The organism is Larkinella harenae, from assembly GCF_054780515.1.
The window spans coordinates 1-26,300 of sequence record NZ_BAAGWE010000005.1; the positions used below are offsets into that span (position 1 = coordinate 1).

Sequence of the window (26,300 nt, forward strand, 5' to 3'; positions counted from 1 at the left end):
AGGTCGCTCGAACCCGTACCGGTCTGCACATTTATCGGGTTGAAAAGAACGAGCCTCCCATTGACTGTAAAGATCAAAAAATGGAGTCTAAAGGCTTTTTGCCAGAGATCGCCATTCAGGACTTTCCGATTCGCAACCAGCATGTTACCCTCTTTATCAAGCGTCGTCGGTGGGAAGTTAAAGAGACCGGCAGGGGAGTCAGAGATATTCCCTTCTTCCTATTCCGATTGACCAAACTGTATGCCTAACTGCCCACAACTTTTCAGCTTGATCCGGTCTTATTCGAACTGCATTGGTTTGGAGTGGACCAGGACTCGTTTCAGATATTTTTCAAACTCTGTAGCATATGCGGGGTGCAATCGTAATCGCTCTTTGCGGAAATTTCTGACAAGCATCGAAGAAGGTCACCGAAATTATACTGGATATGGTAAGCAATATGCCCTAATCGTGAAAAAACTTCCCGCATGACGAATATTCGCCGTGAATTCTATTCAAGCTTCAATCAAAAACCCATAATGCCTTCGTATTATGGGTTTTTGATTGAAGCTGTGCGATCACTTAACTTGCTTACTGGATCGAACAAAAACGTAATAGTTGGGATCACTGGTTAAGGTGGTAACGCCTGATGTGGTTAGTGTTTGCCAGTGCGTTGTGGGTTTTAGAAGTTGATTTGGCCCGGATTGATTGAGACAAACTTGCAGTGGCATATCAAAACCGTAGATGCAGTTTGTCCAGCGGTACTGTAGCTTATTATTGAGCATTCGGTATTCCAGCGTTGGAATCCGGGTATCACGCAGGTATTGATCAAAAACCTTTTGAAAGTTGATGCCTGATTGCTGGCTGATGTATTCCTCAATTTGTTTGCCTTCAACGGTCTGGTGGTAGAACGTTTTGTTCATTCCCCGCAGGATAGCGCGCCATTTTTCATCATCGCCAATAAGCTGGCGAATCATATGCAACATATTACCGCCCTTGTAATACATATCACCAGAACCGGCATGATTGACGTTATAAACTCCCACAATCGGTCGGTCATTACGAATTTGAGCCCGGCAGCCTATCACATAAGCTGCTCCGGCGTCTTTTCCGTAGTAGAACTCTGTATACAGGTTTTCGGAGTAGTTGGTAAAGCTTTCGTGGACCCACATGTCGGCAACATCCTTATAGGTAATGTTGTTGGCAAACCATTCGTGGCCGGATTCGTGAATAATGATGAAATCCCAGAGCAACCCAAAGCCAGTGCCGGACAAGTCGCGTCCTAAATAACCGTTCCGAAATTGATTACCGTAGGTCACCGAACTTTGGTGTTCCATACCTAGATAGGGCGTCTCGACCAGCTTGTAACTGTCTTCGTAAAAAGGGTAAGGACCAAACCAGTGTTCGAAAGCTCTGAGCATCGGTTTTACCTGCTGAAACTGACGACGTGCCGAGTCCTCGTGCTCGCGTAAGGCATAAAAAGTTAAATCCAGCTTGCCTTTCTCCCCCTGTAGCGTATCCGACCAGTGAATGTAATCCCCTACGTTGAGATTGACGCCGTAATTATTAATTGGATTACTGACAAACCAGTCGAATGTATGCGTACCATCGTTGTGCTCTGTAACGCTCCGTAGTCGTCCGTTTGATACATCCGTAAGGTCTTTCGGAACGGTTACGCTGATTAGCATGCTGTCGGGCTCGTCGTACATATGATCTTTACAGGGCCACCATGAGCTGGCTCCCAAACCCTGACAGGCTGTGGCAATAAACCATTTCCCGGCTTTGTCACGCTTCCAGACAAAACCGCCATCCCAGGGAGCCTTTTTAGCTTTTCTGGGTTGTCCGGCATAATGAACTTCAACCGACTCCGTTTTTCCAACAATTTGTTGCTTCTGAAGCGTCACGAAATAGGCGTTCCCATCTTGTCGGAAGGGGAGTTCTTTGCCGTCCTGAATCACTTTCCTGATTTTTAGCGGACGTTGCAAATCAACCTGCATGATTTGATTGGGCTGCAAAACTCGGTATTGGATGGTGGTGCTACCACTGATCGAACTGTCAGCAGTATTCAGTTTTACCTGTAAATGATAGTAAGATAGATCCCACCAAATTCGTTCCGGCGTGATGGATCCACGCAGCGTGTCGTCGTGCGTGAAAACGTACTTTTGGGCCGAAACCGTTACGGATATAAACAGACTCGCCAGCAGGCCGACGGTTTTACAGAATGTATTCATCGTGAGAGTTTTAAGACGAAGCCAGATTTGGATGCGATCACCGTGGACCGGGTGGGCAGTGTTCCAGTAAAAATTTCGTATAAAGTGTACGAAGGTGACGGTTTGTACCTTCGCCTTCGGAAATACTGTGCGTACGGTTTGGATACGGCATCACCTGGAATTGTTTGTTGTGCTTCACCAGTTCATCGATCAGTACCTCGGCGTTGGAATAGTGAACGTTATCATCGCCCGTTCCGTGGATGTAGAGCAGATTGCCCCGCAAATTTTTGGCGTACGTAATCGGGGAACCGGCAACAAAGTCTTCTCGGTTTTCCTGCGGTAAGCCCATATACCGCTCCTGGTAAATATTGTCGTAAAAGAGCTGATTACCAACAGCCGCGATGGAAATCCCGGTTTTGTAGATTTCCGGATATTGAAACAGCAGGTGAAGTGTGGTAGAGCCGCCCCCGCTCCAACCCCAGACGGCTACCCGGCTCGTATCCAGATAAGCGTGTTGTTCGAATAGCTTTTTAGCCCCCATCGCTTGATCGCGCACGTTGATCCGGCCAATTTGCCGATAAATGGCTTTGCGCCAGGCCGTCCCCTTGAGCGTGGGCGTTCCGCGATTGTCCAGGGCAACGTAGCAGTATCCGGCTTTGGCTATATCGCCATCGAAGAGGTTGTTGTTCCCCGCTGAAAACACATCATTGGTGGTGGTACTGGCAGGTTCGCCGTACACATGGAAAACCACCGGGTATTTCTTAGTGCTGTCAAAATTGGCGGGTTTCCGCATCCAGCCGTCCAGCGTAACACCGTCGGCGGTGGTAACCGTGAAAAATTCCACCTTCCGTGGCGTTTGGGCATTCGGGGCCGGGCGGGAAGTAGAAGCCCGCAGAACCTGATGATCCGACAACCGAATCCAATTACTTGCCATAGGCGTTTGATGGCTGTTAAACGAGTGCATGGCAAACTGTCCGCCGGGTGCAATATCGTAGGAGTGCGTGCCCACCTGATTGGCTGGCGAAATACGTTCCAACTTGCCTTTGCCATCCATTTTGGTGCGAAACAAATACCGTTGAGTTGGATTAGTGGGCGAAGCGATGAAGTAAATATACCGGTTGCGTTCGTCGATGGAACTGATGCTGGCAATGTCGTAAGCACCGGGTGTAAGCAACACGTCTTTTTTTCCGTCGCGACTCAATTGATAAAGATGCCGCCAGCCGTCTTTTTCGGATACCCAGATAAACGACTTTCCGCTTTCCAGCCACGGCCAGGTGCCCGGCGAAACAGCTTTGGAGTCAATCCAGGTATCACTGGTTTCGCGGTGGATGGTATTGATGACACCGGTAGACGGTTGGGCTACAAACAAAATACTTTGATTCTGCTTCCGGTTCAACTGCTCAATAATCAGGTCATTGCCCGTAGGAAACCATTCCATCCGGACCAGGTAATGTTGCTGCGGATCGCCGGGCACAACCAGCCAGCGGGTTGCTCCGCCGGTAGCCTGCACCACGCCGACGCGGGCCGGTGACGGCGATTCGCCCACTTTCGGGTATTCAACAGGAATAACGCGGGAGTAAACCGAATCAGTGGTGTTGAGCATGAGGTAATCGCGGATGGCGCTGGCGTCGATCTGCCAATAGGCAATCTGTTTGCTGTCCGGGCTCCAGCGAAAACCGTCGCGGCAACCGAATTCTTCTTCGTAGGCCCAGTCGAAAGTGCCGTTGATGCGTTTACGGGTACCGTCGGTGGTCAGTGGTGTAGTCTGGCCGCTCATCACATCCTCCACAAACAGGTTGTTCTTACTCACATAAGCCACTTTCTTACCATCGGGCGACAGTTTGGCGTAGAGGAGCGATTGGCTCGGCAGATTTTTGCCGATCTGCCGTAATTGGTTCGTGTTCCGGTTGAGCAGGTAATAGTCTCCCCGACTGTTGTACCGCCAGACGCGGGCGGTGTTGGTGAAGATCAAAACCGTTGATGAATCCGGACTGAAGGCAAAACTGGCGATGTTCAACGGTTTTCCGGACCCGGGCGGGGTCAGTTGTTCTTTGGTAACTAGCGGAGTTTCGCGTCCGGATACCACATCAGTCCGCAGAATGGATTCGCGGTTGGACGACAGGTACGCCTTTCCATCGGGTGTCCAGCGAACGCTCTGGAACTGGGCCGTCGAGGTTTGGCTAAAAGCGGTGAAAAGAATGCCGATGAAGAGTAGGGTTCTTAAGTTTAGCATCATAATTTTTAGAAGAGGGCTTTGATATACTGCCCCGGCGTCAGGTTGGTAATGAGTTTAAATTGTCGATTAAAGTTGGATAAATTGGTGTAACCGCACGAAAAAGCAATCTGGCTGATGGGTAATTTGGATTCCTGCAACAACCGGCAGGCGTGTTCAATCCGTACTTCATTGAGCAGTTGCGAAAACGTTTTCCGGGTATGAAGCCGAAAAAAACGACAAAAGGCACTGGGCGTCAGGTGAGCCTGCGCGGCCACTTCATCCAGGGTAATGGATGAAGCGTAATGATTTAATATATAGGTGAATACGTTGTCTATCCGCTGGTGATCGTCGGGGCGCCGGGCCTGCTCGTAAGCCGTAATCGACAGGGTTTCGCGCCGGGGGTCGGAGGCCATGCTGTCCAGAACCGTCAGCAGCGTCATCAATTGCTCGAAGGGACGGAGCTGATGCAATTGTTCCATCCGGGTCGTCAGGACAGAGGTTTCGGCAAGCCGAATGCGGACACCGTGCCGGGCTTCGTGAAAAAGCTGGTCGAGGTGTTCCAGCTCAGGCATACCGAAAACCGTTTGTTTCAGGTGATCGGGGTGTAGATAAACCGAGTACGATAAAGCCCGGTGGGGAGCATCCGGCGTGAAATAGTCGGGATCGTTCCGAAAAACGTGCGGCAGATTAGCCCCCAGCAGCAAAAGATCGTAAGGTCGAAACCGGTCGATGCGGTCGCCAACCACCTGCGTGCCCACACTTTCGCGAATTAGAGTCAGTTGCAGCTCCGGGTGAAAATGAAGCCGGTCGTAAAAATGCGGGCCGTCGTCGACCTGCACCCGAAACGAGCGATCATCTACCGTAGGAACCCGAAACAGCAGCGGTTTCATCCGATCAGCCGAAAGCAGGAAACAGTACAGAAAACTGGCGTGGAGCGTAGCATCATAAGGGGATCGGTCGTTGGGGTGATGAAGTTAAACAAAGTAACAAAAGAATCGGGAATTGATACTGGATTAGTCGATTTTTTGTGGCGGATTATCTATACTGGCAAAAAAAATACTAGAACTGATCAATCTTTGTGAAGTCGGGCCCTCATTAATTCCCCAACTTTGTTCTGACCTAAATAGCTAACTTCTTCTATTTCGTTAAACGGACTTATCCTCAAATCTTATGGCAACTTCTGTACAGTGGCAAGGGGTTTACCCTGCGCTCCTCACGCCGTTTACGGCTTCCGATGAACTCGATCTGCCGCTGTTTGTCAAAAATCTTCACGCTCAACTGGATGCAGGTGTTCACGGATTGATCATCGCCGGGTCGCTGGGAGAAGTCAGCACGTTGACAGGTTCGGAAAAACTGTCGCTGCTGGAGTCGGCGCGGGAAACTGTCAATGGCCGGGTGCCGGTGATCATGAACATTGCCGAAACCACCACCCGCGAAGCCGTGCGGGGGGCGCGGGAAGCCGAGGAAAAGGGCGCCGATGGTCTGATGCTGTTGCCGCCCATGCGGTATTTTGCCGACGCTCGCGAAACCGTTGAATTTTTCAAGGCCATTGCGCAGGAAACTTCGCTGCCGATCATGATCTACAACAATCCGATTGATTACAAGATTATGACCACGGTAGCCATGTTTGAAGAACTGGCTAAACTGCCCAACATTCAGGCCGTTAAGGAATCAACCCGCGACCTGACCAACATCGCCCGGATGCGCAATGCGTTTGGCGATCGTTACCGGCTCCTCGGTGGGGTCGATACGCTCGCGCTGGAGTCGCTGTCGGCCGGTGCCGATGGCTGGGTGGCTGGTCTGGTCGATGCGTTTCCGCTGGAAACCGTTACCCTGTACGACCTGGTGAAAGCGGGGCGTATGGACGAAGCCCGGAATCTGTACTTCTGGTTCATGCCATTGCTGGAGCTGGACATTCAGCCCAAGCTTGTGCAATACATCAAACTGGCCGCAGCCGCAGTAGGTATCGGTTCGGAATACGTCCGGGCACCACGTCTGACACTGGTGGGCGAAGAACGCGAACGGGTTCTAGGAATTATTAACGCTGCCCTGGCCGTTCGTCCGAGCCTGCAAACGGCGTAAGTTTTTTTGGCTCATTCCGAAAAACGGTTTTCAACCAGTTTTATGAATTATAATTTTTTCTGCATTGACGCGCACACCTGTGGCAATCCGGTGCGGGTTGTAACCGGGGGCAGCATTCCGCACCTGACGGGAGCAACCATGAGCGAAAAGCGGCAACATTTCCTCCGCGAGTACGACTGGATTCGGAAGAGTCTGATGTTTGAACCGCGCGGGCACGATATGATGTCGGGCAGCATTTTGTATCCGCCAACCGACCCAGCCAACGATGTGGGCGTGCTGTTCATCGAAACCTCGGGTTGCCTGCCCATGTGTGGCCACGGTACCATTGGTACGGTTACGGTAGCAATCGAGCAGGGGTTGGTTGTGCCTAAAACGCCGGGAGTGCTGAACCTGGAAGTACCCGCCGGGCTGGTTCGCGCCGAATACCTTCAGGAAGGCCGGAAAGTAAAGTCCGTGAAGATTACGAACGTCAAGTCGTATCTGGCGGCTGAGAGCCTGACGGTGGAGTGTCCGGATTTGGGAACGCTGACGGTGGATGTCGCCTATGGAGGCAACTTCTATGCCATCGTTGATCCGCAGGCCAATTTTCCCGGTTTACAGCACTTCAAGGCCGAACAGCTCATCGGTTGGGCACGCGTGATGCGGCAACGGCTCAACGAACAGCATACGTTTGTGCATCCCGAAAATCCGACGATCAACGGCCTGAGCCACATTTTGTGGACGGGCGAACCGCTGGCGGCTACTTCGACGGCCCGCAACGCGGTTTTCTACGGTGACAAGGCCATTGACCGTTCGCCCTGCGGAACCGGAACCTCGGCCAGGCTGGCGCAGTGGTACGCCAAAGGGTGGCTAAAACCTGGGCAGGATTTTGTGCACGAAAGCATCATTGGGTCCATCTTCACGGGTCGGATCGAACAGGAAACCGAACTGGCGGGCCAATCGGCCATTGTGCCGAGCATCGAAGGCTGGGCAATCATTCACGGTTATAACCACCTTATTCTGGACGAGGACGATCCGTACGTACACGGTTTTCAGGTCATATGAAGCACATCGGTATCATTGGGGGCGGAGTTATCGGTTTATGTTCAGCCTATTACCTGAACAAAGCCGGTTATCGGGTTACGGTTTTTGATAAAAATTCCATCACCGACGGTTGTTCGTTTGGGAACGCCGGAATGATTGTGCCGAGTCACATCATTCCGCTGGCCCAGCCGGGCATGATTGCCAAAGGAATGCGGATGCTGATGCGGTCGACCAGCCCCTTTTATATCAAACCGCGTCTGAACGCCGATCTGCTCCGCTGGGGCTGGCTGTTTTACAAACATTCAACTCCGGCACACGTCGAGCGGTCGATTCCGGCTCTGCGTGACATCAGCCTGCTGAGCAAACAGCTCTACCAGGAACTGGCTCAAACCGAGGGCCTGTCGTTTGGCTGGGAAGAAGTTGGCCTGCTGATGCTGTACAAAACCGCGTCGGCCGAACACGAAATGGCGGAAGAAGCCGAGGTGGCCAATCGGGCGGGTATCGAAGCCCGGCAATTGTCCGGCGCGCAGGTGCAGGAACTCGAACCAAACGTTCGCGTGAACGTGCGGGGCGCTGTTTACTTCCCCGGCGATGCGCACCTGAACCCGAGCCAGTTGATCCGGTCGCTGGTGACGTACCTCAAAAAGCAGGGCGTTACCGTACTGGAAGGCCAGGCAGTCACTGGTTTTGGCCGTTCTGGTTCGCGCATTACGTCGGTACGAACAACCACCGAGCATTCCGTTGATGAACTGGTGATTGCTGCCGGAGCCTGGTCGCCTGAGCTGACGCGGTTATTGGGCGTGTCGCTGCCGTTACAGGGTGGTAAGGGGTACAGTTTCATGCTGCAAAACCAGCAGCCGAACATTCGGGTTCCGGCCATCATGCTCGAAGCGCGGGCCACGGCTACACCCATGGGACCGGATTTGCGGTTTGCCGGAACGCTCGAAGTGGCCGGAACGGATCTGTCGGTAAACATGAACCGGGTGCGGGGTATTGTCAATGCCATCCAGAATTATTACCCCGATCTGCCTGCGGATTTGCCAGAGATTTCAAAGGTCTGGAGCGGTTTGCGGCCTTGCTCGCCTGACGGATTGCCGTACATCGGCCGGATGCCGGGTTTTGAGAACCTGACGCTGGCGACCGGTCATGGAATGATGGGCGTTAGCCTGGGCCCTGGAACGGGAAAGCTGGTGGCCGACGTGCTGACCAACCAGACAACCGCTATGGATATAAGCGTTTTCAGCCCGGTGCGATTTAGTTAATGAACCATTAGAGTAGGTTACTAAAAGCGAGAAAAAGTGCCCTCAGGATAAAAAAAAGGCCCTATTGGGGTCTTTTTCATTTTGAAAACTGTAAACTAACCTGTAATTAGCAGCCGAATTATTTAGCGCTTTTCCCGGTAGTACTTATTCCAGATTCGCTCTACTTTTTGTGTAGGTATCGATCTAAGCTTTTCCATGCCATGAAAGTCAGCCCTCCACAAGTCGGCCGATATTATTACGTCGGAAATGAGCCGACTCTTTTTACTGAAAAGTTGCTGCAGGAGATTCTGCCGCATCACCGCCCTCAGCCCATTCGCTTGACCAAGCAGTGGTTAATTTCATTTGGCTTTCAGCAAGACCCTGCGCGTTTATTCTGGTTTTTTCAGGATTTAAAACTGGTGCCTGGCCTGAGCTGTTGGTTGTGTGTCAGCAGTCGGAGATACCTATATTACGTCCACGAACTTCAGGAATGTTTCGCCGATATTTACCAGCAAGAGTTGCCGCTGGAGGTTCAATAACGGGGATTTTTTCGTATAAAAAACTTCTGGCTGTTCCGAAATGATCTAGCACGATATTTGCGTATCGGCTTGTCCGACAATTTGCTTCATTTTTTATTCCTTTTTGCTTATTTTGTGTCCGTTAATCCGGACTTTGCAGGCGGTTTTCAGATTATTGACAAGAGCAGGAAAGTGGTTTACAGACTCCAATTCTGAAGACAGGCCTCTGATCGTGTGGCTAATCTATTTTAAATCGGGGCCGAAACAGGAAACTACCAAAGAAATTTTCGCACATTTTGCAAATATGTTACCATTTGGTGTCCTTTAGTATGCTTTTTGCAGGAGAAATACTCAGCGTTTTTCTGCACTAAGTTCCTGGTACCCACCTAACTTTTCTGGTCACACAACGAATGAAACTGAATCAATCTGTCTACAACGGCCAAGCATGGACGTTCCTTTCTGAAACGGTGGGTTTTTCGGCCGACAAATCCCAATTGGTGTTAGCCTTTGGAGAGCGGTTTTTGTTGGAGAAATTGAATCTCTACGATGATCTAAAGGCCCGGTTTCCAGCGGCAGACATCGTGATTAATTCCACATCGGGAGAAATATACCTAGATAGCGTTCATGACAATTCGGTGATTGTTACGGCTATTGAGTTTGAAAAGACCCGCATTCAGGCCGTTCAGATTGACATCACAAAGCACTCGGAAAGTTACTGGGCCGGAGAGCAGATTGCGCAGGCACTGGACCAACCGGATCTGGCGGCCCTTTTCTTAATCTCCGACGGCAGTTGGGTCAATGGCAGTGACCTGACCAAAGCGCTCAACCTGCACCTGAAACGCCACATCCCGATTTCCGGTGGTTTGGCGGGTGATGCCGCCCGGTTTGAACGCACACTGGTGGGGCTGAATCAGAACCCGGCTGCGGGAAAGATTGTGGGCATCGGTTTTTACGGAAATCAGCTTAAAATTGGGCATGGTTCGGTGGGAGGTTGGGATGTGTTTGGGCCAGAGCGCGAAGTGACAAAAGCAACGTACAACGTTTTGTACCAGATCGATGGCAAGCAGGCGCTGGATTTGTACAAGGAATATTTAGGGAAATACGCGGAAAACCTACCGGGTGCGGCCCTGCTTTTCCCCTTGTCGATGCGGGCCACTGCCGACGCTGAACCGTTGGTTCGGACAATTCTGGCCATTGATGAAGAGGCTAAAAGCATGACTTTCGCGGGCGACATGCCCGAAAAATCGTTGATTCGGTTTATGACGGCTAACTTTGACCGACTCGTCGATGCGTCGGCCAGTGCGGCTCATACGTCCCTGCAACAACTGAATTTTGCGCCGGAACTGGCGATACTGATTAGTTGCGTGGGCCGGAAGCTGGTGTTGGGGCAGCGAACGGAAGAAGAGGTAGAGGCCGCGCGGGAAGTGTTTGGAGCCGATGCGGTAATGACGGGTTTTTATTCGTACGGCGAAATTTCGCCATTCCAGTCCAACGCCCGCTGCGAACTGCACAACCAAACGATGACGGTAACGGTTTTTTCTGAAAATTAACGCATGGAAACAACGAGTCTTCATAAACTGCTGCTTCGGCAAATCAACAAGTATTTGACCGAAGATTGCTTGAAGCACGAGCGGTTTCAACAGTTTGTCAAAGCCGTCAACGACTCCTACTATAATTTTGATCGGGATAAAGAGCTGTTTGAGCATTCTTCCTTCCTGAACGAGCGAGAGTACGCTACCATCAATCAGAAACTCAAAGAGGAAATCAGTCAACGGCGGCAGTCGGAGGAAAAATTGATTGAAGCCATAAAATCGATGGAAACGCCGGGTGGTGATAAGATGCCGGAGTTGGCACCCGAAAACCTGGTGTTACTGGTCGAATTCTTGCAAACGCAGATTGAGCAGCGCAAACAGATCGAGCAGGAGCTTCGGACCGCCAAAGAAACCGCCGAAAAGGCTACTCTGGCGAAATCGGATTTTTTGTCGATGATGAGCCACGAGATCCGTACACCGCTGAACGGTATTGTTGGAATGACCTACCTGATGAGCCAGGAGGACGTGCCTCCGTCGTTGGCCGAGCACCTTAAAACCCTGCAATTTTCGATTGAGCATTTACATGCTCTGATCAACGATATTCTGGATTTTAGCAAGATCGAAGCCGGAAAAGTAGAGCTGGAAGAGAACAATTTTGACTTTAAACACCTGGTTTCCAATATAAAACGAGCGCATCAGTTCAAGGCGGAGGAGAGCGGAACGCGGATCAAGTTGATGGTGGACGACGACATTCCTGATGTTTTGATGGGAGATTCGCTCCGAATTGGTCAGGTACTGTCCAACCTGGTTTCCAACGCCATCAAGTTTACGAAACAGGGAACGGTGACCATCGAATTGTCGCTGTTGAAGAAAGACGATGAAATCGCTTCAATTTATGTGTCGGTGCAGGATACGGGAATTGGCATTGCTGCGGAAAAGCAGCAGGCCATTTTCGAGATGTTTACCCAGGCCAATTCGGCTACAACCCGGCAATTTGGCGGAACCGGGCTGGGCCTGGTAATCTCCAAACGATTGCTGGAACTCTACGGCAGCAAAATAGAGGTGGAAAGTCAGGAGGGAAAGGGAGCCCGGTTCTACTTTACACTTGATTTGCGGCTTGGGTCCATTATCAAGCAGACCTACACTATGACCGATACGATCAATGATCAGACGCTGAAAGGAGTGAAAATATTACTGGTGGAAGACTATCCGGTCAATGTGAAGGTGGCCCTGAAGATTCTACATCGCTGGGGTGTTCTGGTGGATGTGGCTGAAAATGGGCAAATCGGTCTGGATAAATTCCGATCGGGGAGTTACGACTTGGTGCTGATGGATCTGCAAATGCCCGTCATGGATGGGTACACATCCACGCAGCAGATCCGGGAAACCGATACCAAAACGCCGGTCATTGCGCTAACCGCTTCGGCAACTTACAGCAACCGCGATCGGGCTATTGACGCCGGAATTAATGATTATGTTACCAAACCGTTCAATCCCAGTGATTTATTCCAGAAAATTGCTAAGTACTGCCAACGGCCTAATTAGTGCTTGACCAGTTTACTTTTTAAGTAAGTTGATTGAGTGCTGGTTATTAGACATTAAACCCGATAAATGTGGAAGAAATTACCCCCTCTGACCGTCACCTAACCGATGGACTGGATCGTGAACGGCTGCAGGAGTTGTACGGTGATGACACCGAAATGCTGGTATCAGCCATGAGCATGTTTCTGGATGAGGTAATGCCGAATTTTCTGGAACTGGAAAAACGGATTGGCGAAGAAAACTGGACGGAAGTGGCTCAATTGACTCACCAGCTGAGGCCCTGGCTGGGAATGGTCGGTTTGACCAATCTGGAAAAGCAGTTGTACGAAATTGAAGAGTTGGCCAGACAGAATCCGGAGCGTGCCGTAGTTATGTTTATCTTCAATGACTTTAGGAGCCATCTTGCGCTTATTCCCGCCCTATTAAAAATTGAACTGCACAGAATTAGCTAAATTCTAAATCGGCTTAGAATTGTTCACTAAGTACAGCCCGGCTTTGCCAATAACCGGATAAGGTTATTGTTAAAATTAAATTAATTATGCCTTTAATGGTTAACTGGATGACGGTTGTGCGTTATTTTGAGTATATTTATCAGACAATAATTAATAGATCTTGAATTATAGTACGGTTTTTGTTGTTGAGGAGGGTATAGTGCGGTAATTGCATCCGATGCTCAATGAATGTCTTCTCTGTTTTATAGTACTTTAATAATATAGAAAGATAAAAGCCTGTTTTGAGTGTCATTATATACATCTATGGAAAACCAATACCACGTTCTTGTCGTAGAGGATGATACCTATATTCGAAAAGTATTACGGCATACGTTAAAGTCTGATTTTGAAATAACAACGCTCAACAACGGGATCGAAGCCATGGACTGGCTGGAGGCTGGTAATCCGGTTGATATCATTATTACCGACCTGCAGATGCCCTACCTAAGTGGCCAGGATTTGATTCGGACCATTCGGGCTAGTTCGTTGCTGAAACAAGTGCCTATCATTGTCCTGTCGACTTTTACGGATAGCGCGACCAAAATCGCTTGTCTGGAGCAGGGGGCTGACGATTATATGATTAAACCGTTCAACCCGTTGGAAGTGAGGGCGAAAATAAACGCCATTCTGCGTCGGTCAGGGGATAAAAACAGCCCGACATTTCCGGCCAGTGGCAATCGGACCGCTTTTTGATTCAACTAGCTTTCGATCCTTATGCAGACGGTCTTAGCGAATGGTACCACGTACCGGGTTCTGTACGTCGAGGACGATCCTCAGATGGCGGCCGCTTTTAATCGCGCCTTTGGTGAAACCGCTTCCATCACGACGGTCAGCAGTCTGAATGAAGCGCTTTTTTGCCTGGAGGCCGATCCCAACATTGATCTGATTGTGTTCAACGATCGGTTAAATAGTAAATCGTTTCTCAACGCACTCCGTTCTCTGCCGCATTCCGACAAACTGTCAACCATACTCCTGACTGGCGAACCCGCCATTGACCTGAGCACCGAACCGTTCCGGGGGCGGGTTGTTGATGTGTTTCACTACGGTTATTCCGAAGAGGCTTTTCAGACGCGGCTGTCGTATCTAATTCGAAAAAAGCAGTACGCCGAGTCGAGGCATCACGAACAAAAAGCCATTTCGGTCAGGATGCCTATTGGAAAGCGAATCTTCGATATTGTCGTTTCCTTCCTGCTGCTGCTGCTGATTTCGCCCATTTTGCTGATCGTTGCCATTCTGGTGAAGCTAGATTCGAAAGGGCCGATTTTCTACGGTTCCAAACGCGTCGGCATGGGGTACAAGGTATTCAATATGTACAAGTTCCGGACCATGCGAACCGATGCCGACCAGATGCTGGCGAGCATGGCTTCCAAGAACATGTACAATACGAAAAAGGTGGAAGAGTCGGTTGACCAGCTCTGTGAGGCTTGTCAGCTGGCCGGAACCGAGTGTCAGCGTCCACTTTTTCTGGATGACAAACAGGTTTGTGAAAAAACGCACTTCCGCAATGAGAAAGCCAAAGCGATGTTCTCGAAATTCAAGGAAGATCCCCGCGTAACACGCCTGGGAAAAATCCTGCGTAACACCAGCATTGACGAGCTACCCCAGTTTTACAATATCTTGCGGGGAGACATGTCGTTTGTCGGAAACCGTCCGCTGCCGCCTTACGAGGCCGAAAAACTGACCGCTGCGGGGTATGCCCGCCGATTTGCCGCTCCAGCGGGTTTGACCGGGCTCTGGCAGGTAACCAAGCGGGGTGGATCAGCCGTTTCGGATCAGGAGCGCATCCAGCTTGATGTTCTGTATGCCAAGAAGTTTTCGTTCAAAACGGATTTGATGATTATCATTCGAACGCTCAAAGCGGTATGGCAGAAGGAGAACGTGTAGATCAAACGGTACCGTTGATTTCCCTCATCACCATCAACTACAATCAGGCTGCCGTTACCTGTCAGTTGCTGGAGTCGACCCGCCATTTGGCGTACCCCCGCTTTGAAACCATTGTGGTGGATAATGCGTCCGTGGAAGATCCTACCGACCGGATTCGTCAGGGAAATTATCCGAACGTGAAAGTGGTCGTGAGCGCCGAAAATCTTGGCTTTTCGGGTGGCAATAACCTCGGTATGAAACACGCCAGGGGGGATTACTTCTTTTTTCTGAACAATGATACGGAGGTGACCCCGGATTTGCTGGATCAGTTGCTGGCTCCGTTTCAAGCCAATCCGGGCATTGGTATAACCTGCCCTAAAATCCGTTTTTTTGACCAGCCCACGGTTATTCAGTACGCAGGCTATCATCCATTAAACCGCTATACGGGCCGAACCTGGTCGATTGGACTGGGTGAAACGGATCACGGACAGTATGATCAGTCGGGCCCGACTGCTTTTGCCCACGGAGCCGCCATGATGGTCAGTCGCCGGGCGGTGGAGCAGGGTGGGGCGATGGATGAATCGTTCTTTCTGTACTACGAAGAACTGGACTGGTCGATGCAGATCCAGCGGGCGGGGTTTCAGATCTATTATCAGGCGTCGGCCCTGATTTATCACAAGGAGTCCATGAGTGTCGGAAAGATGAACGCGATGAAAGTGTATTACCATACGCGCAACCGACTTTTGTTCATGCGGAGAAACGTCAGCGGTTTTCCGTTGGTTTTCTTTATCCTGTATTATTTCTGCTTCGCGCTTACCAAAGCGGCCCTCCTTTACGTGATCCGGTGGCAGACGGATTACCTTCGCGCCCTGAAAAATGCCGTAGTATGGCATTTCAAGCATAAAATTCGTCGACCGGAAAAAGCGGGTCGTTCGTCCGTGGTTGCGGTCACTTAATGGTATGGTTATGGAAATTCTGCTGATTGTCTGCGTTGGACTCGTATTGTATACGTATATAGGGTACGGTATACTAGTGTGGCTGCTGGTCAGGATTCGCGGTCGCCGACCCGCGCTGGAAACCACCGATGCATTTGCACCGGATGTGACGCTGATTGTGCCCGCTTATAATGAGCGTATGTGCCTGGCCGACAAAGTAGCGAACTCGCTGGCGCAGCACTATCCTGCGGATCGGATTCACTTTCTGTTTGTTACCGAAGGTTCGACGGACGGTTCGTCGGAGTTTCTGCGTGCGACGTATGGCACTAAAATTGACCTCATAGAAGGGACTGAGCGCCGGGGTAAGGTAGCCGCCATGAACCGTGCCATGCAGCAGGTAACCACACCTCTGGCCATTTTTACCGATGCCAATACCATCTTGAACCCCCAGGCCGTCCGGCGTCTGGTCGATCATTTTCGCGATCCAAAGGTTGGGGCCGTTGCGGGTGAAAAGCGGATTCTGACCAACGATAGCGAGTCGGCGGCTGGTTCGGGCGAAGGACTTTACTGGAAATACGAGTCTTTTTTGAAGCAACTAGATTCCGATCTGCATACCATCGTAGGGGCCGCTGGAGAGCTGTTTGCGGTACGGACCGAGTTGTATGAACCGGTTGAGACGGACACCATTCTGGATGATTTCATCATTTCCTTACGCATTGCGGGGCGCGGATACCGGGTAGCGTATGAACCCGAAGCGTACGCGATGGAACGGCCCTCGTTCTCGATCATTGATGAACAGAAACGTAAAATCCGGATTTCGGCGGGTGGTTTCCAATCCATTGCGCGGCTAAAATACCTGCTGAACATTTTCCGGTACGGCTGGCTCACCTTCGAGTATGTTTCACACCGGGTGATGCGGTGGGCTGTAGCTCCGTTTTGTTTGCCGTTGATTTTTCTGTCCAATGCGTGGCTGGCTGTTCGGGAATGGGCAACTGCTTCGTCGGGCGTTTACGGCTGGACGGTTTTATTTGCCTTACAATGTCTATTTTACGCGGCAGCCTGGGTAGGCTATCGGCTGGAAAAAAAGAATCTGCGCTGGAAAATACTGTTCGTGCCGTTCTACTTTACTTTTATGAATGTTTGCGCACTGGCCGGTTTTATCCGTTACCTGAAAGGAAATCAGTCGGGTACCTGGGAGAAAGTCCGCCGGGCGGGTGAAGTCGAGTTAAAGACCCGCTGACAACCTGTCAACCTTCTGAACCTCGGTATTCGGGGCTTTATTTTAGATAATAATAGGCCGAAACGCACTCGGATAAAGCATGTTGTGCCACCGTTGCATTCGTTTTTTCATCCTACTTATACCGTTCCGTAAAAGAGTATGCTAGCATACTCTTTTTATTGATTATAGGGGCTTTCATATCAGAATGTTTGCATTAAATTGCAAATAAGGAGCTGGTCCGCCGTTGACCGGAAACGAGTTGGGTATACGTATTTCATTAACAAACCTATTTGTATGAGAAAATCATTACTACTTGGCTGGTTGCTTGCCAGCCTGGTGTGGGCGTCGGCTATGGCGCAAGATCGGCAAGTGGCGGGAAAAGTTACCGCTGCCGAGGATGGATCAATATTACCGGGGGTTTCTATTCAGCTAAAAGGAACGTCGCGCGGTACACAAACGGATGCCAGTGGCAACTATACCTTAAGCGTGCCATCAGATGGAGGAACCCTGGTTTTTAGTTTTGTTGGTACCACAACGCAAGAAATTGCCATTGGAAACCGCAGCACTGTCGATGTACAACTGACCAGCGACACCCGTGCGTTGAGTGAAGTGGTGGTGGTGGGCTATGGAACCCAGCAACGCCGGGACCTGACGGGATCGCAGGTAACAGTCAAAGGAGATGACATTGCCCGGCTGCCCGTACAAACCTTCGAAACGGCACTACAGGGGCGCACCCCGGGGGTTCAGATTACGCAGGGCAGTGGCCGGTTAGGGTCGGCATTACAGATTCGGGTACGGGGAGCCGCTTCCATTTCGGCGGGCAATGAACCCCTGTATGTATTAGACGGTATTCCGATTACATCCCAGGACGTTAATACCACCGATAACGAGTTGTTTAGCCCACTGGCCGACATTGATCCCAACGATATTGAATCCATCGAAATCCTGAAGGACGCTTCCGCTTCCGCGATTTACGGCTCGCGGGCCAGTAATGGGGTGGTGCTCATCACTACCAAACGCGGGAAAGTGGGTCGGACAAATGTGACGATAGGCTATTACACCGGCGTGAGCAAACCGACGCGTCTGCGGAAATTTTTGAATGCGGCTCAGTACAAAGAACTGTTTTCGGAAGCGGCTACCAACGTGGGGTATGATCCCGCCGAAGAATTTGAAGGCAACGGATTGGATTTCAACTCGACTGTTGACGAGAATTGGTCCGAAAAATCGTTTCAGACGGGTTCTGTCAATCAGGTCAATTTTGGGATAAACGGTGGGAACGAGAAAACCCGCTTCAGCCTGTCGGGGGCGCTAAACAACCAGGTCGGAATTGTGGTTGCGAACGAATTCAAGCGAAACAATATTCGGCTAAATCTCGATCACTCGATCAGTAAAAAGTTTACGGTTGGAACCAGTCTGGCCCTTTCGCGAACCATTAACAAGAAAACACCGGGTGATAATGCCTTCGCAAATCCGGTGCAGCTGAACGCCCTGCCTCCCATCCAGCCAGCTTATGATCCGGCCAATCCAACGCAGTATAACCGGCGAACACTTTACTACAATAACCTGATTGAAATCGATTTTGCCTCGAACTACGCCAATACGTACCGGATGTTTGGAAACCTGTTCGGATCGTACCAGATTGTGCCGGGGCTAACGTTCCGGAGTGAATACGGGTTTGATTTCCTGAATTTGCAGGAAGAAATCTACCGGGGCCGGCAGACGGAAGACGGTTCGCCCACGGGCTACGGTTACCAGGCGCAGTCGCGTTCCATCAACTGGACAACCAACAATACGCTGTCTTATTTACGGACGTTTGGGAATCACAACATCGACCTGCTGGGCGGAATCACCTATCAGGAGCAGAATCTGCAATCCTTGTCGTCTGAAGGGCGGGGATTTCCGAACGATCAATTTAAGAAAATTGCTAGTGCTGCCCGAATCCTGAGTGGGAGTTCAACCGAAACGGGGTACAGCATTCTGTCGTACGTAGCCCGGGCCAACTACAAATTCAAGGACCGTTACCTGATTGGCGTGTCGGGCCGGGTCGATGGATCGTCGCGGTTTGGTGCCAATAACCGCTACGGTTTCTTCCCGTCGGTATCGGCGGGCTGGATTTTGAACGAGGAACCCTTCATCAAGGATGCTATTCCGGCCCTGAGTTTGCTGAAACTTCGCGTGAGCTACGGCGTAACGGGGAACTCGGAGATCGGTAACTTTGATTCGCGCGGGCTCTATACGGCGATTCCGTATGCCGATCAGGCTGGGATTCGGCCTTCTCAAATTGCCAATCCGGATTTGCGGTGGGAAAAGTCAACGCAGTTTGATGTCGGGCTGGAATTCGGAATTCTCAACAACCGCCTGAATGGGCAGATTGACCTTTACGATAAAACAACGAATGATCTGTTGTTGAATGTGCCCCAGCCGGGGGTCAACGGTTTTTCGACAATTGCCCGGAATGTGGGTAGCCTCCGAAACCGGGGGATTGAATTCAGCCTTACTTCGCAAAACTTCGTGGGCGCGTTTCGCTGGTCGACAAATTTCAACATTGCTTTCAACCGCAACAAGGTACTTCGGCTCGATGTCTCACCCATCCGGCCCAACTCGCGGTTCCTGAGTTACGTCACCGAAGGCCAGCCCCTGGGAATCTTCTACGGGAAAAAGTTTTTGGGTGCTGATCCCGCCAATGGCGATGCAATCTATGAAGGGCCAGACGGCCAGCCGACCAACGATTTTTCGGCTGCTCCCGACCTGTACGTGGGCGATCCAAACCCGGATTTTACGGGTGGTCTGACCAACAATCTGTCGTACAAGGGCTTCGACTTGAACTTTTTGTTGCAGTTTGTGTACGGTAATGATCTCTACAACGTAGCCGGTTTGTTCCAGTCGGTCAATGGAGATTATTTCGACAATCAGACGGTTGATCAGATGAAACGCTGGCAGAAACCGGGCGATGTGACCGATGTGCCGCAGGCGCGTTTGTACGAAGGGAACGGAACCGGGATTTCGTCGCGCTGGATGCAGGACGGCTCTTTTCTGCGGGTAAAAACCGTATCGCTGGGCTACAATATCCCCGGCCGTTTGCTGCGCAAGGTATTTGCCCAGTCGGCGCGGGTGTATGTGTCTGCCCTGAACCTGTTTACGTTTACGAAGTATACCGGGTATGATCCGGAGGTAAGTACGCAGTACGCCAACTCAACGACGCAAACGGCCAACGTAGCCTTGGGGCATGATTTTTATACACCTCCTCAAAGTCGCACACTTACATTAGGTATCAATCTGGGATTCTAATTTTAGCCGGATCGTCGTTGAATGATCCATACGGACCGAAGACGATCGAAAGAAACGATAATCACTATGAAGAACATAATCATCAAGGCGGTTTTTTCGCTGGCGCTAGGGTTGACAGCCTGCGACAATCGCCTGGACCTGCAGCCCACGCAATCCATTGACGCGGCTACGGCCTTGTCGACCGAAGAGGATGTTGAAAGTGCCATTATTGGCGCTTATGGCCATCTTGGCAACGGTGCCTTGTACGGTACCAACCTGAATCTGTTGGCGGAATTACAGGGCGGAGAAAACTACATTACCTGGCGGGGCACCTTTGTCAGTTTCCGGGAAGTTTACTTTAAAACGACGCAGGCCATCAATACCGATGTGGAGCGGACCTGGCTGCGGGCGTATGCTGCCATTAATACCGTCAACAACGTGCTCGAAGCACTGGATAAAGTGCAGACGGCGGAAACGAAAGCCCGACTGGAAGGCGAAGCGCGTTTTATTCGCGGTATTATGTATTTCGAGCTGGTTCGTTTTTACGCGCTGCCCTGGGGTGCAACAGCCGACAATAGCCAACCGGGTGTGCCGTTGATTTTGAAGGCCACGCTGACGCAGGAGCAGGCGGCTCAGACCGCCCCCCGCAATACTGTCGCACAGGTATACGCACAGGCCATCGATGATCTGACCAAAGCAATCTCATTGCTACCGGAGGACAACGGTACACGGGCTGATAAACACGCTGCACAGGCGTTTCTGGCGCGTGTATACCTTCAGCAGAGTGATTATGCCAAGGCACTGACAGCGGCAAACACCGTTATCGAGTCAGGAATGTACCGGCTGAATCCGTCTGTGACGGCGGCTTTTCGCAACCGAAACACATCGGAAAGTATTTTCGAAATTCAGCAGAACGATCAGAACAATGCCGGAACCTCAAACGACGGCCTGACAACCTTGTATGCCAGTTTGCCGGTAAATGGGGTAAACATTGGCCGGGGCGACGTACAGGTAAATACGCCTTTTGTCAATTCCTATGATTCGACGGATGCGCGCCGGACCGAGTTGTTTTATATCGGATACAAAGGAGTCAATCGGTATTATACAGGAAAGTTCACTGATTTTGGGGCTAATATTCCGGTGATCCGGTTGGCAGAGATGCTGTTGGTAAGGGCTGAATGTAACCTGCGGCTAAACTCGGCTGTGGGCGCAACGCCGGCTGCGGACCTGAACGCCGTTCGTCAGCGGGCTGGGGTGGCTCCCATTGCGGCTCCAACCATTCAAAATGTGTTGCAGGAACGGGTATACGAGTTGGCATTTGAAGGACTACGGATTCACGATATTAAGCGAACCCGTAGCAAAACCGGTGATTTCAATTGGAATGATCCCAAACTTGTTTTGCCTATTCCAAAGAGGGAAGTGGATGCGAACAGCCAACTGGTACAAAATCCGGGATATTGATTTCTTAACCGGAAAACACGGACAGAACAACGAATCGAAACCATGCATTTGAAAAATGCCGAACCATCAGCAGTTCGGCATTTTTTTTATGTAAATACCACAACGATCAGGAGAAAAATAGCGTCTTAGTAGATGTTACATAAATTTTTATTCTGTACACATCGAATACACGTACTTAAACGTTTATTATTTTGGAAATTAAGTATATTGAACGTCGCAAAAACGTTTAATGATGCTTTTTTTGCAGCCAGCCAGTTAAACTTCCAGTAACCGTAGATGAGAAAACGTTATACTTTTTTAAGTTGTTGGTTCCTACTCATTGTCCTGACGGGAAGTCTGGCATTTGGGCAGACTCGCCGGGTAACGGGGCGGGTAACCGCAGCACAGGACGGCACTACGCTTCCCGGTGTGAACGTTGTCGTGAAGGGAACCACTGTAGGCGTCAGCACCGATACCGACGGAAACTACAGCATTAATGTTCCTGACGACAAAACCGTTCTGACTTTTTCGTCCATTGCCCTGGTCGCTCAGGATGTTTCCATTAATAACCGTTCAATCATCAACGTCCAGATGGTTGAGGCCGTTAACGAACTGGCACAGGTGGTGGTAACGGGCTACAATTCCGTACAGAAAAAAGACATTACCGGCTCGCAGGTGTCGGTTACCAGCGAAAAATTCAAGGAAATTCCGGTTACTAGTTTCGATCAGGCCTTGCAGGGGCAGGCTGCGGGGGTGCTGGTAACGCAGTCGTCGGGTACGCCGGGGGGCGGGGTGACGGTTCGGGTACGGGGGAGCACATCCATTACAGCCAGCAACCGTCCGTTGTTTATCGTCGACGGTGTGCCGGTGGAAGATGGGTTGCTGTCGTCGCGGGATTTTGGGGGGCAAACTGATAACGCCTTCTCGCTGCTTAACCCCAACGACATTGAGTCGATCCAGGTACTGAAAGATGCCTCCGCCAAAGCTATTTACGGCTCGCGGGCGGCTAATGGCGTGGTGCTGGTCACTACCAAAAAAGGAAAAACCAATCAGAAAACGACCTTCGTGGCGGAAGTACAGCGGGGCATCACCGAGATTGTTCGGCGCCCTGACTTGCTGAATTCATCGGAGTTGCTCGACTTGCAGCGCGAAGCAGTCATCAACGCCGGGCAAAACCCCGACAAGCTGGGGCTGATCAAAGGCGTCACCGATGGGGTCAATACCGACTGGGTGGATGCCGTACTGCGGAAAGGATTGTACCAGCAATACCAGCTTTCGGCCAGTGGAGGAAGCGAAAGAACGCACTTTTACCTGAGTGGCAGCTACCGCGACGAAGAAGGAATTCAGTTAAACAACCGCTTTACCCGGATGTCGGGCAAGCTGAGCTTCGACCATAAAGCCAATTCGGCCTTATCGTTTGGTACGGATATTACGCTGTCGCGGGTTTTGAACAAACGCGTTAAGGGCGATAACTTTCTGGATGGAGTCTATTCGGGCGCGGTCAAATCGCTTCCGTTCTACGCACCGTACAACGAACAAGGGAAGCTATACGGGCCAAATGATCCCAATTATGCCGGTTTTCCAAACTTCAACCCGGTAGCCCAGGCGCTTTTACCCCGCTTTGATAGCTACACCGTGAAAATTCTGGGGGGAATATGGGCGGAATACGAACTGCTTCAAAACCTGCGGTTTCGATCGAAAGTCAGTATTGACTACAACCAGGTTACGGAAGACCAGTTTGAATCCTCGGCCACTGCCATCGGTGGGTATCTGGAGGGCGTTGGGGGCCGGGGATACGGGGTGTTTAGCTCAGGAACTCTTTCAACTTTTATTAATACCAATACTCTGAATTACAGTTTGTTGGTAAGTGAGAAGCACCGGATTAATGCGCTGTTGGGTCTGGAGGTTCTGCAACGCCAGGAACGGTCTTCCAGCGTAACGGGGCGGTTGTTTCCCAGCGATGATTTTACGTACATCACCTCGGCGGGGATTGTCGACAACGGAAGCTCTAATCTTCTACAGAGCGGTTTGCTTTCCACTTTCGGCGAATTTCGGTACGACTACGACGACCGTTACCTGGCTACCGTAACGGCGCGGTACGACGGTTCTTCCCGGTTTGGCCAGCAGCGCCAGTTTGGCTTATTTCCCTCCATTTCGTTGGGGTGGCGGATTTCTCAGGAGAAATTTATGGAACCCTTCCGGTTTCTGAACGACCTGAAACTCCGGGCCAGCTACGGTTTTACGGGTAATGAGCGAATTGGCGATTACCAGTTCCTGGGAACCTGGTCATCGGTTACCTACAGCGGTGCCACGGGCTTAGGGCCAGAAGCGCTGGCGAATCCGACGTTGCAGTGGGAGCGAACCCGCGAAGCGAACATTGGGCTGGATGCGAACCTGTTCAATGGCCGCCTGAATTTTTCGCTGGATGTATACGACAACCTGACCGACCGGCTGCTGTTTGCTCAGCCCATTCCGTCGACAACCGGTTTTGAAACCTTGCAGGGGAACATCGGAAAAATCTCCAACCGGGGCATTGAGCTGATGATTTCGACCGTGAATTTCGACCGGGGCGGTTTCCGCTGGAATACCGATCTGAATTTATCCCGGAACATCAATAAGGTGGTAGAACTGGCCAACGATGGTCCGGTATTTCGTGGTTATACGGCCGACGGGGTCGGTAATACCAACGTGGTGTTGCAGGGTGAGCCACTGGGGTCGTTCTGGGGGCTGAAATTCCTGGGTGTTGATCCGGCCACGGGCGATGCTATTTACGACGACAAAAACGGTGACGGTCGGATTTCCACCGAAGATGGTCAGGTAATCGGTAATGCTCAGCCGAAGCTGTTTGGCGGTTTGACCAACCGGTTTTCTTACAAAGGCTTTGACCTGAATGTTTTCTTTCAGACTTCCTACGGCAACAAAATTCTGAACCTGACAAGCGTAACCTCCATCAATACGGGTGCCGATTTGCAAAGTAATCAATCGCGAAAGGCCTTGCAGCGCTGGCAAAAACCGGGCGATATCACCAGCGTACCACGGTATGTCTACCAGAACAGCTACAACAACTACCACAGTAGCCGCTTTCTGGAGGATGGCTCCTACCTGCGTCTGAAAAACATTGTCCTGGGGTACAATATTCCCAAAAAGTACATGGAGCGATTCCGGATCGTTTCGGGAGCTCGCATTTATGCCTCGGCAACAAACCTCTGGACCTGGACGCGCTATAGCGGCCCGGATCCGGAAGTGAGCACGCTCGACGGCTCGACAACAGCCCAGGGCATCGACTTTTTTACCATTCCGCAGTACAAAACCATGATGGTCGGAATCTCCTTAAATCTATGAAACGATTCGTTTACTATATCGCCATAGTGGCAACGGTCTGGCTGGCTTCCTGTACCACCGTACTGGAGCCCAAACCGGTTGATTTGCTGGTTGACAACCTGGTCCTGAATGAACCATCCGATGTGGAGCCGGTCCGGATCGGTGCCTATTCCGCCCTGCGTGGCATGGCGGCAACCAACATGATAGCTGGCGATTTTACGGCCGACTACATCCGTAACAACGGGACCTTTACGGATTATCGGGAGCTGGGAACCAAGCAGATTACGGCTTCCAATGGTGCGGTAGCTTCGCTGTGGAGCAACATGTACCGGACAATTTATGTGGCCAATTTTGTACTAGAACGCCTGCCGACGATCAGCGGGGTTTCGGAGGCTGTCCGCCGGCAGGTGACCGCCGAAATGCGGTTTTTGCGCGGTTACGCCAATTTCATCGGGGCCAATACTTTCGGGGATATTCCGAAAGTAACCACGACCGATCAGGGAACGAACCGGAACATTCCGAAAACGGCCAAAGCCGAAATTCTGGCGTCGGTGCTGGAAGACTGGCAGGCGGCAGAGGCCGATCTGGCAACGATTGAAGCGGGGTCTACGGCCCAAGTTATCAACGGTACCTACGCCAACAAAATCAGCGCGCGGGCCATGCTGGCGCGGTATCATCTTTATCAGAAAAATTGGGCGCAGGCCGAGCAGTTTGCTACGCAGGTCATCAACGCAAACGTCTATACGCTGGAACCCAATTTTACGGATGTAGTCAATAAAGACTTTACGAAGGAGTCGATTCTGGAAGTGGGTTATGGTTTATCCGATGACCCCGGAACCAGCAGCTTTGGCCTGACCAACCTTTACCTGGGCCGACGGGAAGTCATTCCGTCCGATCAGGTCATTTTGTTGCTGGTGTCGCCGGAATCTGGCACCCGTCAAACCACGGTTGCCTTCAATCCGCAGAACCAGTCCGGCAATGACAACGGCTGGACCGTGCAGAAATACGGAACGGCCGACAATGACAATAACAACATTGTGTTGATGCGGCTGGCCGAAATGTACCTGATTCGGGCCGAAGCTCGGGCGCAGCAGAACAAATTGAGTGGTGCCAACGGTGCTACTGCCGATTTGAACGTTCTGCGGGCTCGTGCCAAAGCGCCGAATGTAACGGTAACGAGCCAGGCGGATATTCTGACGGCTATTGAACGGGAGCGGGTGTACGAACTGGCTTTCGAAGGACATCGCTGGTACGACCTCGTCCGCACGGGGCGGGCGCAGGCCGTGATGTCGGCGTTTAGCCCCAACTGGAACAGCCGATACGAACGCTGGCCCATTCCACAGGGTGAAATCCAGCGGAATCCGGCGTTGAGAGATGCGCAGAATCCGGGCTATTAATTGCAGTACAGCGTACATGAAATTCGAC

The 26,300-nt window shown here is 51.1% G+C and carries 19 protein-coding genes; 16 read left to right on the forward strand and 3 right to left on the reverse strand.

Annotated features, from left to right (window positions below):
- Positions 1-248, forward strand: a 248-nt coding sequence (locus ACYVH9_RS21850; RefSeq protein WP_460638535.1) for an ISAon1 family transposase N-terminal region protein, incomplete at its 5' end; no start/stop codon positions are given.
- A 306-nt stretch (positions 249-554) separates the two neighbouring features.
- Here the strand turns inward: ACYVH9_RS21850 and ACYVH9_RS21855 are convergent.
- From ACYVH9_RS21855 to ACYVH9_RS21865, 3 genes are read right to left on the reverse strand one after another with little or no spacing between them, the layout of a single operon-like run.
- Positions 555-2,207: a M1 family metallopeptidase gene (locus tag ACYVH9_RS21855; protein ID WP_460638536.1), complete on the reverse strand. Its 1,653-nt coding sequence runs from the start codon at positions 2,205-2,207 to the stop codon at positions 555-557.
- Positions 2,208-2,244: 37 nt separating this feature from the next.
- Entirely contained in the window at positions 2,245-4,422 is a 2,178-nt protein-coding gene (locus ACYVH9_RS21860) for a S9 family peptidase (RefSeq protein ID WP_460638537.1), read from the reverse strand.
- Between the two features lie 5 nt (positions 4,423-4,427).
- Positions 4,428-5,291 (reverse strand): AraC family transcriptional regulator, encoded by an 864-nt coding sequence (locus ACYVH9_RS21865; protein WP_460638538.1) that lies wholly within the window; start codon positions 5,289-5,291, stop codon positions 4,428-4,430.
- Between the two features lie 280 nt (positions 5,292-5,571).
- Here ACYVH9_RS21865 and ACYVH9_RS21870 point away from each other — a divergent pair, with 280 nt between their 5' ends.
- From ACYVH9_RS21870 to ACYVH9_RS21940, 15 genes are all read left to right on the forward strand, one after another.
- Positions 5,572-6,483: a dihydrodipicolinate synthase family protein gene (locus ACYVH9_RS21870; RefSeq protein ID WP_460638539.1), complete on the forward strand. Its 912-nt coding sequence runs from the start codon at positions 5,572-5,574 to the stop codon at positions 6,481-6,483.
- Positions 6,484-6,525: 42 nt separating this feature from the next.
- Positions 6,526-7,527, forward strand: coding sequence for a 4-hydroxyproline epimerase (locus ACYVH9_RS21875; protein ID WP_460638540.1), 1,002 nt, complete (start codon positions 6,526-6,528; stop codon positions 7,525-7,527).
- The gene (locus ACYVH9_RS21880; RefSeq protein WP_460638541.1) at positions 7,524-8,768 is read left to right on the forward strand and encodes an NAD(P)/FAD-dependent oxidoreductase; all 1,245 of its coding nucleotides are present in this window, start codon (positions 7,524-7,526) and stop codon (positions 8,766-8,768) included. The genes ACYVH9_RS21875 and ACYVH9_RS21880 overlap by 4 nt, the downstream gene beginning before the upstream one ends.
- 200 nt (positions 8,769-8,968) lie before the next feature.
- Positions 8,969-9,286 (forward strand): hypothetical protein, encoded by a 318-nt coding sequence (locus ACYVH9_RS21885; protein ID WP_460638542.1) that lies wholly within the window; start codon positions 8,969-8,971, stop codon positions 9,284-9,286.
- A 389-nt stretch (positions 9,287-9,675) separates the two neighbouring features.
- On the forward strand, positions 9,676-10,815 hold the full coding sequence (locus ACYVH9_RS21890) for an FIST signal transduction protein (protein ID WP_460638543.1): 1,140 nt from the start codon (positions 9,676-9,678) through the stop codon (positions 10,813-10,815).
- 3 nt (positions 10,816-10,818) lie between these two features.
- Positions 10,819-12,342, forward strand: coding sequence for an ATP-binding protein (locus ACYVH9_RS21895; RefSeq protein WP_460638544.1), 1,524 nt, complete (start codon positions 10,819-10,821; stop codon positions 12,340-12,342).
- A 68-nt stretch (positions 12,343-12,410) separates the two neighbouring features.
- On the forward strand, positions 12,411-12,791 hold the full coding sequence (locus tag ACYVH9_RS21900; RefSeq protein ID WP_460638545.1) for an Hpt domain-containing protein: 381 nt from the start codon (positions 12,411-12,413) through the stop codon (positions 12,789-12,791).
- 303 nt (positions 12,792-13,094) lie between these two features.
- On the forward strand, positions 13,095-13,523 hold the full coding sequence (locus ACYVH9_RS21905; RefSeq protein WP_460638546.1) for a response regulator transcription factor: 429 nt from the start codon (positions 13,095-13,097) through the stop codon (positions 13,521-13,523).
- Positions 13,524-13,544: 21 nt separating this feature from the next.
- Positions 13,545-14,714, forward strand: coding sequence for a sugar transferase (locus ACYVH9_RS21910; protein ID WP_460638547.1), 1,170 nt, complete (start codon positions 13,545-13,547; stop codon positions 14,712-14,714).
- Positions 14,693-15,649, forward strand: coding sequence for a glycosyltransferase family 2 protein (locus ACYVH9_RS21915; RefSeq protein WP_460638548.1), 957 nt, complete (start codon positions 14,693-14,695; stop codon positions 15,647-15,649). Before ACYVH9_RS21910 ends, ACYVH9_RS21915 begins: the two co-directional genes overlap by 22 nt.
- Before the next feature lie 10 nt (positions 15,650-15,659).
- Positions 15,660-16,868 (forward strand): glycosyltransferase family 2 protein, encoded by a 1,209-nt coding sequence (locus ACYVH9_RS21920; protein WP_460638549.1) that lies wholly within the window; start codon positions 15,660-15,662, stop codon positions 16,866-16,868.
- Between the two features lie 273 nt (positions 16,869-17,141).
- On the forward strand, positions 17,142-20,135 hold the full coding sequence (locus ACYVH9_RS21925) for a SusC/RagA family TonB-linked outer membrane protein (protein ID WP_460638550.1): 2,994 nt from the start codon (positions 17,142-17,144) through the stop codon (positions 20,133-20,135).
- A 66-nt stretch (positions 20,136-20,201) separates the two neighbouring features.
- Positions 20,202-21,575: a RagB/SusD family nutrient uptake outer membrane protein gene (locus tag ACYVH9_RS21930; protein WP_460638551.1), complete on the forward strand. Its 1,374-nt coding sequence runs from the start codon at positions 20,202-20,204 to the stop codon at positions 21,573-21,575.
- 276 nt (positions 21,576-21,851) lie between these two features.
- Positions 21,852-24,896 (forward strand): SusC/RagA family TonB-linked outer membrane protein, encoded by a 3,045-nt coding sequence (locus ACYVH9_RS21935; RefSeq protein WP_460638552.1) that lies wholly within the window; start codon positions 21,852-21,854, stop codon positions 24,894-24,896.
- Positions 24,893-26,272, forward strand: a complete 1,380-nt coding sequence (locus ACYVH9_RS21940) for a RagB/SusD family nutrient uptake outer membrane protein (protein ID WP_460638553.1) — start codon at positions 24,893-24,895, stop codon at positions 26,270-26,272. The genes ACYVH9_RS21935 and ACYVH9_RS21940 overlap by 4 nt, the downstream gene beginning before the upstream one ends.
- The last annotated feature ends 28 nt before the right edge of the window (positions 26,273-26,300 follow it).

Coding starts and splice junctions, on each gene's coding strand:
- ACYVH9_RS21855 (WP_460638536.1), bottom strand. CDS start 2,207: ATGAATACATTCTGTAAAACCGTCGGCCTGCTGGCGAGTCTGTTTATA.
- ACYVH9_RS21860 (WP_460638537.1), bottom strand. CDS start 4,422: ATGATGCTAAACTTAAGAACCCTACTCTTCATCGGCATTCTTTTCACC.
- ACYVH9_RS21865 (WP_460638538.1), bottom strand. CDS start 5,291: ATGAAACCGCTGCTGTTTCGGGTTCCTACGGTAGATGATCGCTCGTTT.
- ACYVH9_RS21870 (WP_460638539.1), top strand. CDS start 5,572: ATGGCAACTTCTGTACAGTGGCAAGGGGTTTACCCTGCGCTCCTCACG.
- ACYVH9_RS21875 (WP_460638540.1), top strand. CDS start 6,526: ATGAATTATAATTTTTTCTGCATTGACGCGCACACCTGTGGCAATCCG.
- ACYVH9_RS21880 (WP_460638541.1), top strand. CDS start 7,524: ATGAAGCACATCGGTATCATTGGGGGCGGAGTTATCGGTTTATGTTCA.
- ACYVH9_RS21885 (WP_460638542.1), top strand. CDS start 8,969: ATGAAAGTCAGCCCTCCACAAGTCGGCCGATATTATTACGTCGGAAAT.
- ACYVH9_RS21890 (WP_460638543.1), top strand. CDS start 9,676: ATGAAACTGAATCAATCTGTCTACAACGGCCAAGCATGGACGTTCCTT.
- ACYVH9_RS21895 (WP_460638544.1), top strand. CDS start 10,819: ATGGAAACAACGAGTCTTCATAAACTGCTGCTTCGGCAAATCAACAAG.
- ACYVH9_RS21905 (WP_460638546.1), top strand. CDS start 13,095: ATGGAAAACCAATACCACGTTCTTGTCGTAGAGGATGATACCTATATT.
- ACYVH9_RS21910 (WP_460638547.1), top strand. CDS start 13,545: ATGCAGACGGTCTTAGCGAATGGTACCACGTACCGGGTTCTGTACGTC.
- ACYVH9_RS21915 (WP_460638548.1), top strand. CDS start 14,693: ATGGCAGAAGGAGAACGTGTAGATCAAACGGTACCGTTGATTTCCCTC.
- ACYVH9_RS21920 (WP_460638549.1), top strand. CDS start 15,660: ATGGAAATTCTGCTGATTGTCTGCGTTGGACTCGTATTGTATACGTAT.
- ACYVH9_RS21925 (WP_460638550.1), top strand. CDS start 17,142: ATGAGAAAATCATTACTACTTGGCTGGTTGCTTGCCAGCCTGGTGTGG.
- ACYVH9_RS21930 (WP_460638551.1), top strand. CDS start 20,202: ATGAAGAACATAATCATCAAGGCGGTTTTTTCGCTGGCGCTAGGGTTG.
- ACYVH9_RS21935 (WP_460638552.1), top strand. CDS start 21,852: ATGAGAAAACGTTATACTTTTTTAAGTTGTTGGTTCCTACTCATTGTC.
- ACYVH9_RS21940 (WP_460638553.1), top strand. CDS start 24,893: ATGAAACGATTCGTTTACTATATCGCCATAGTGGCAACGGTCTGGCTG.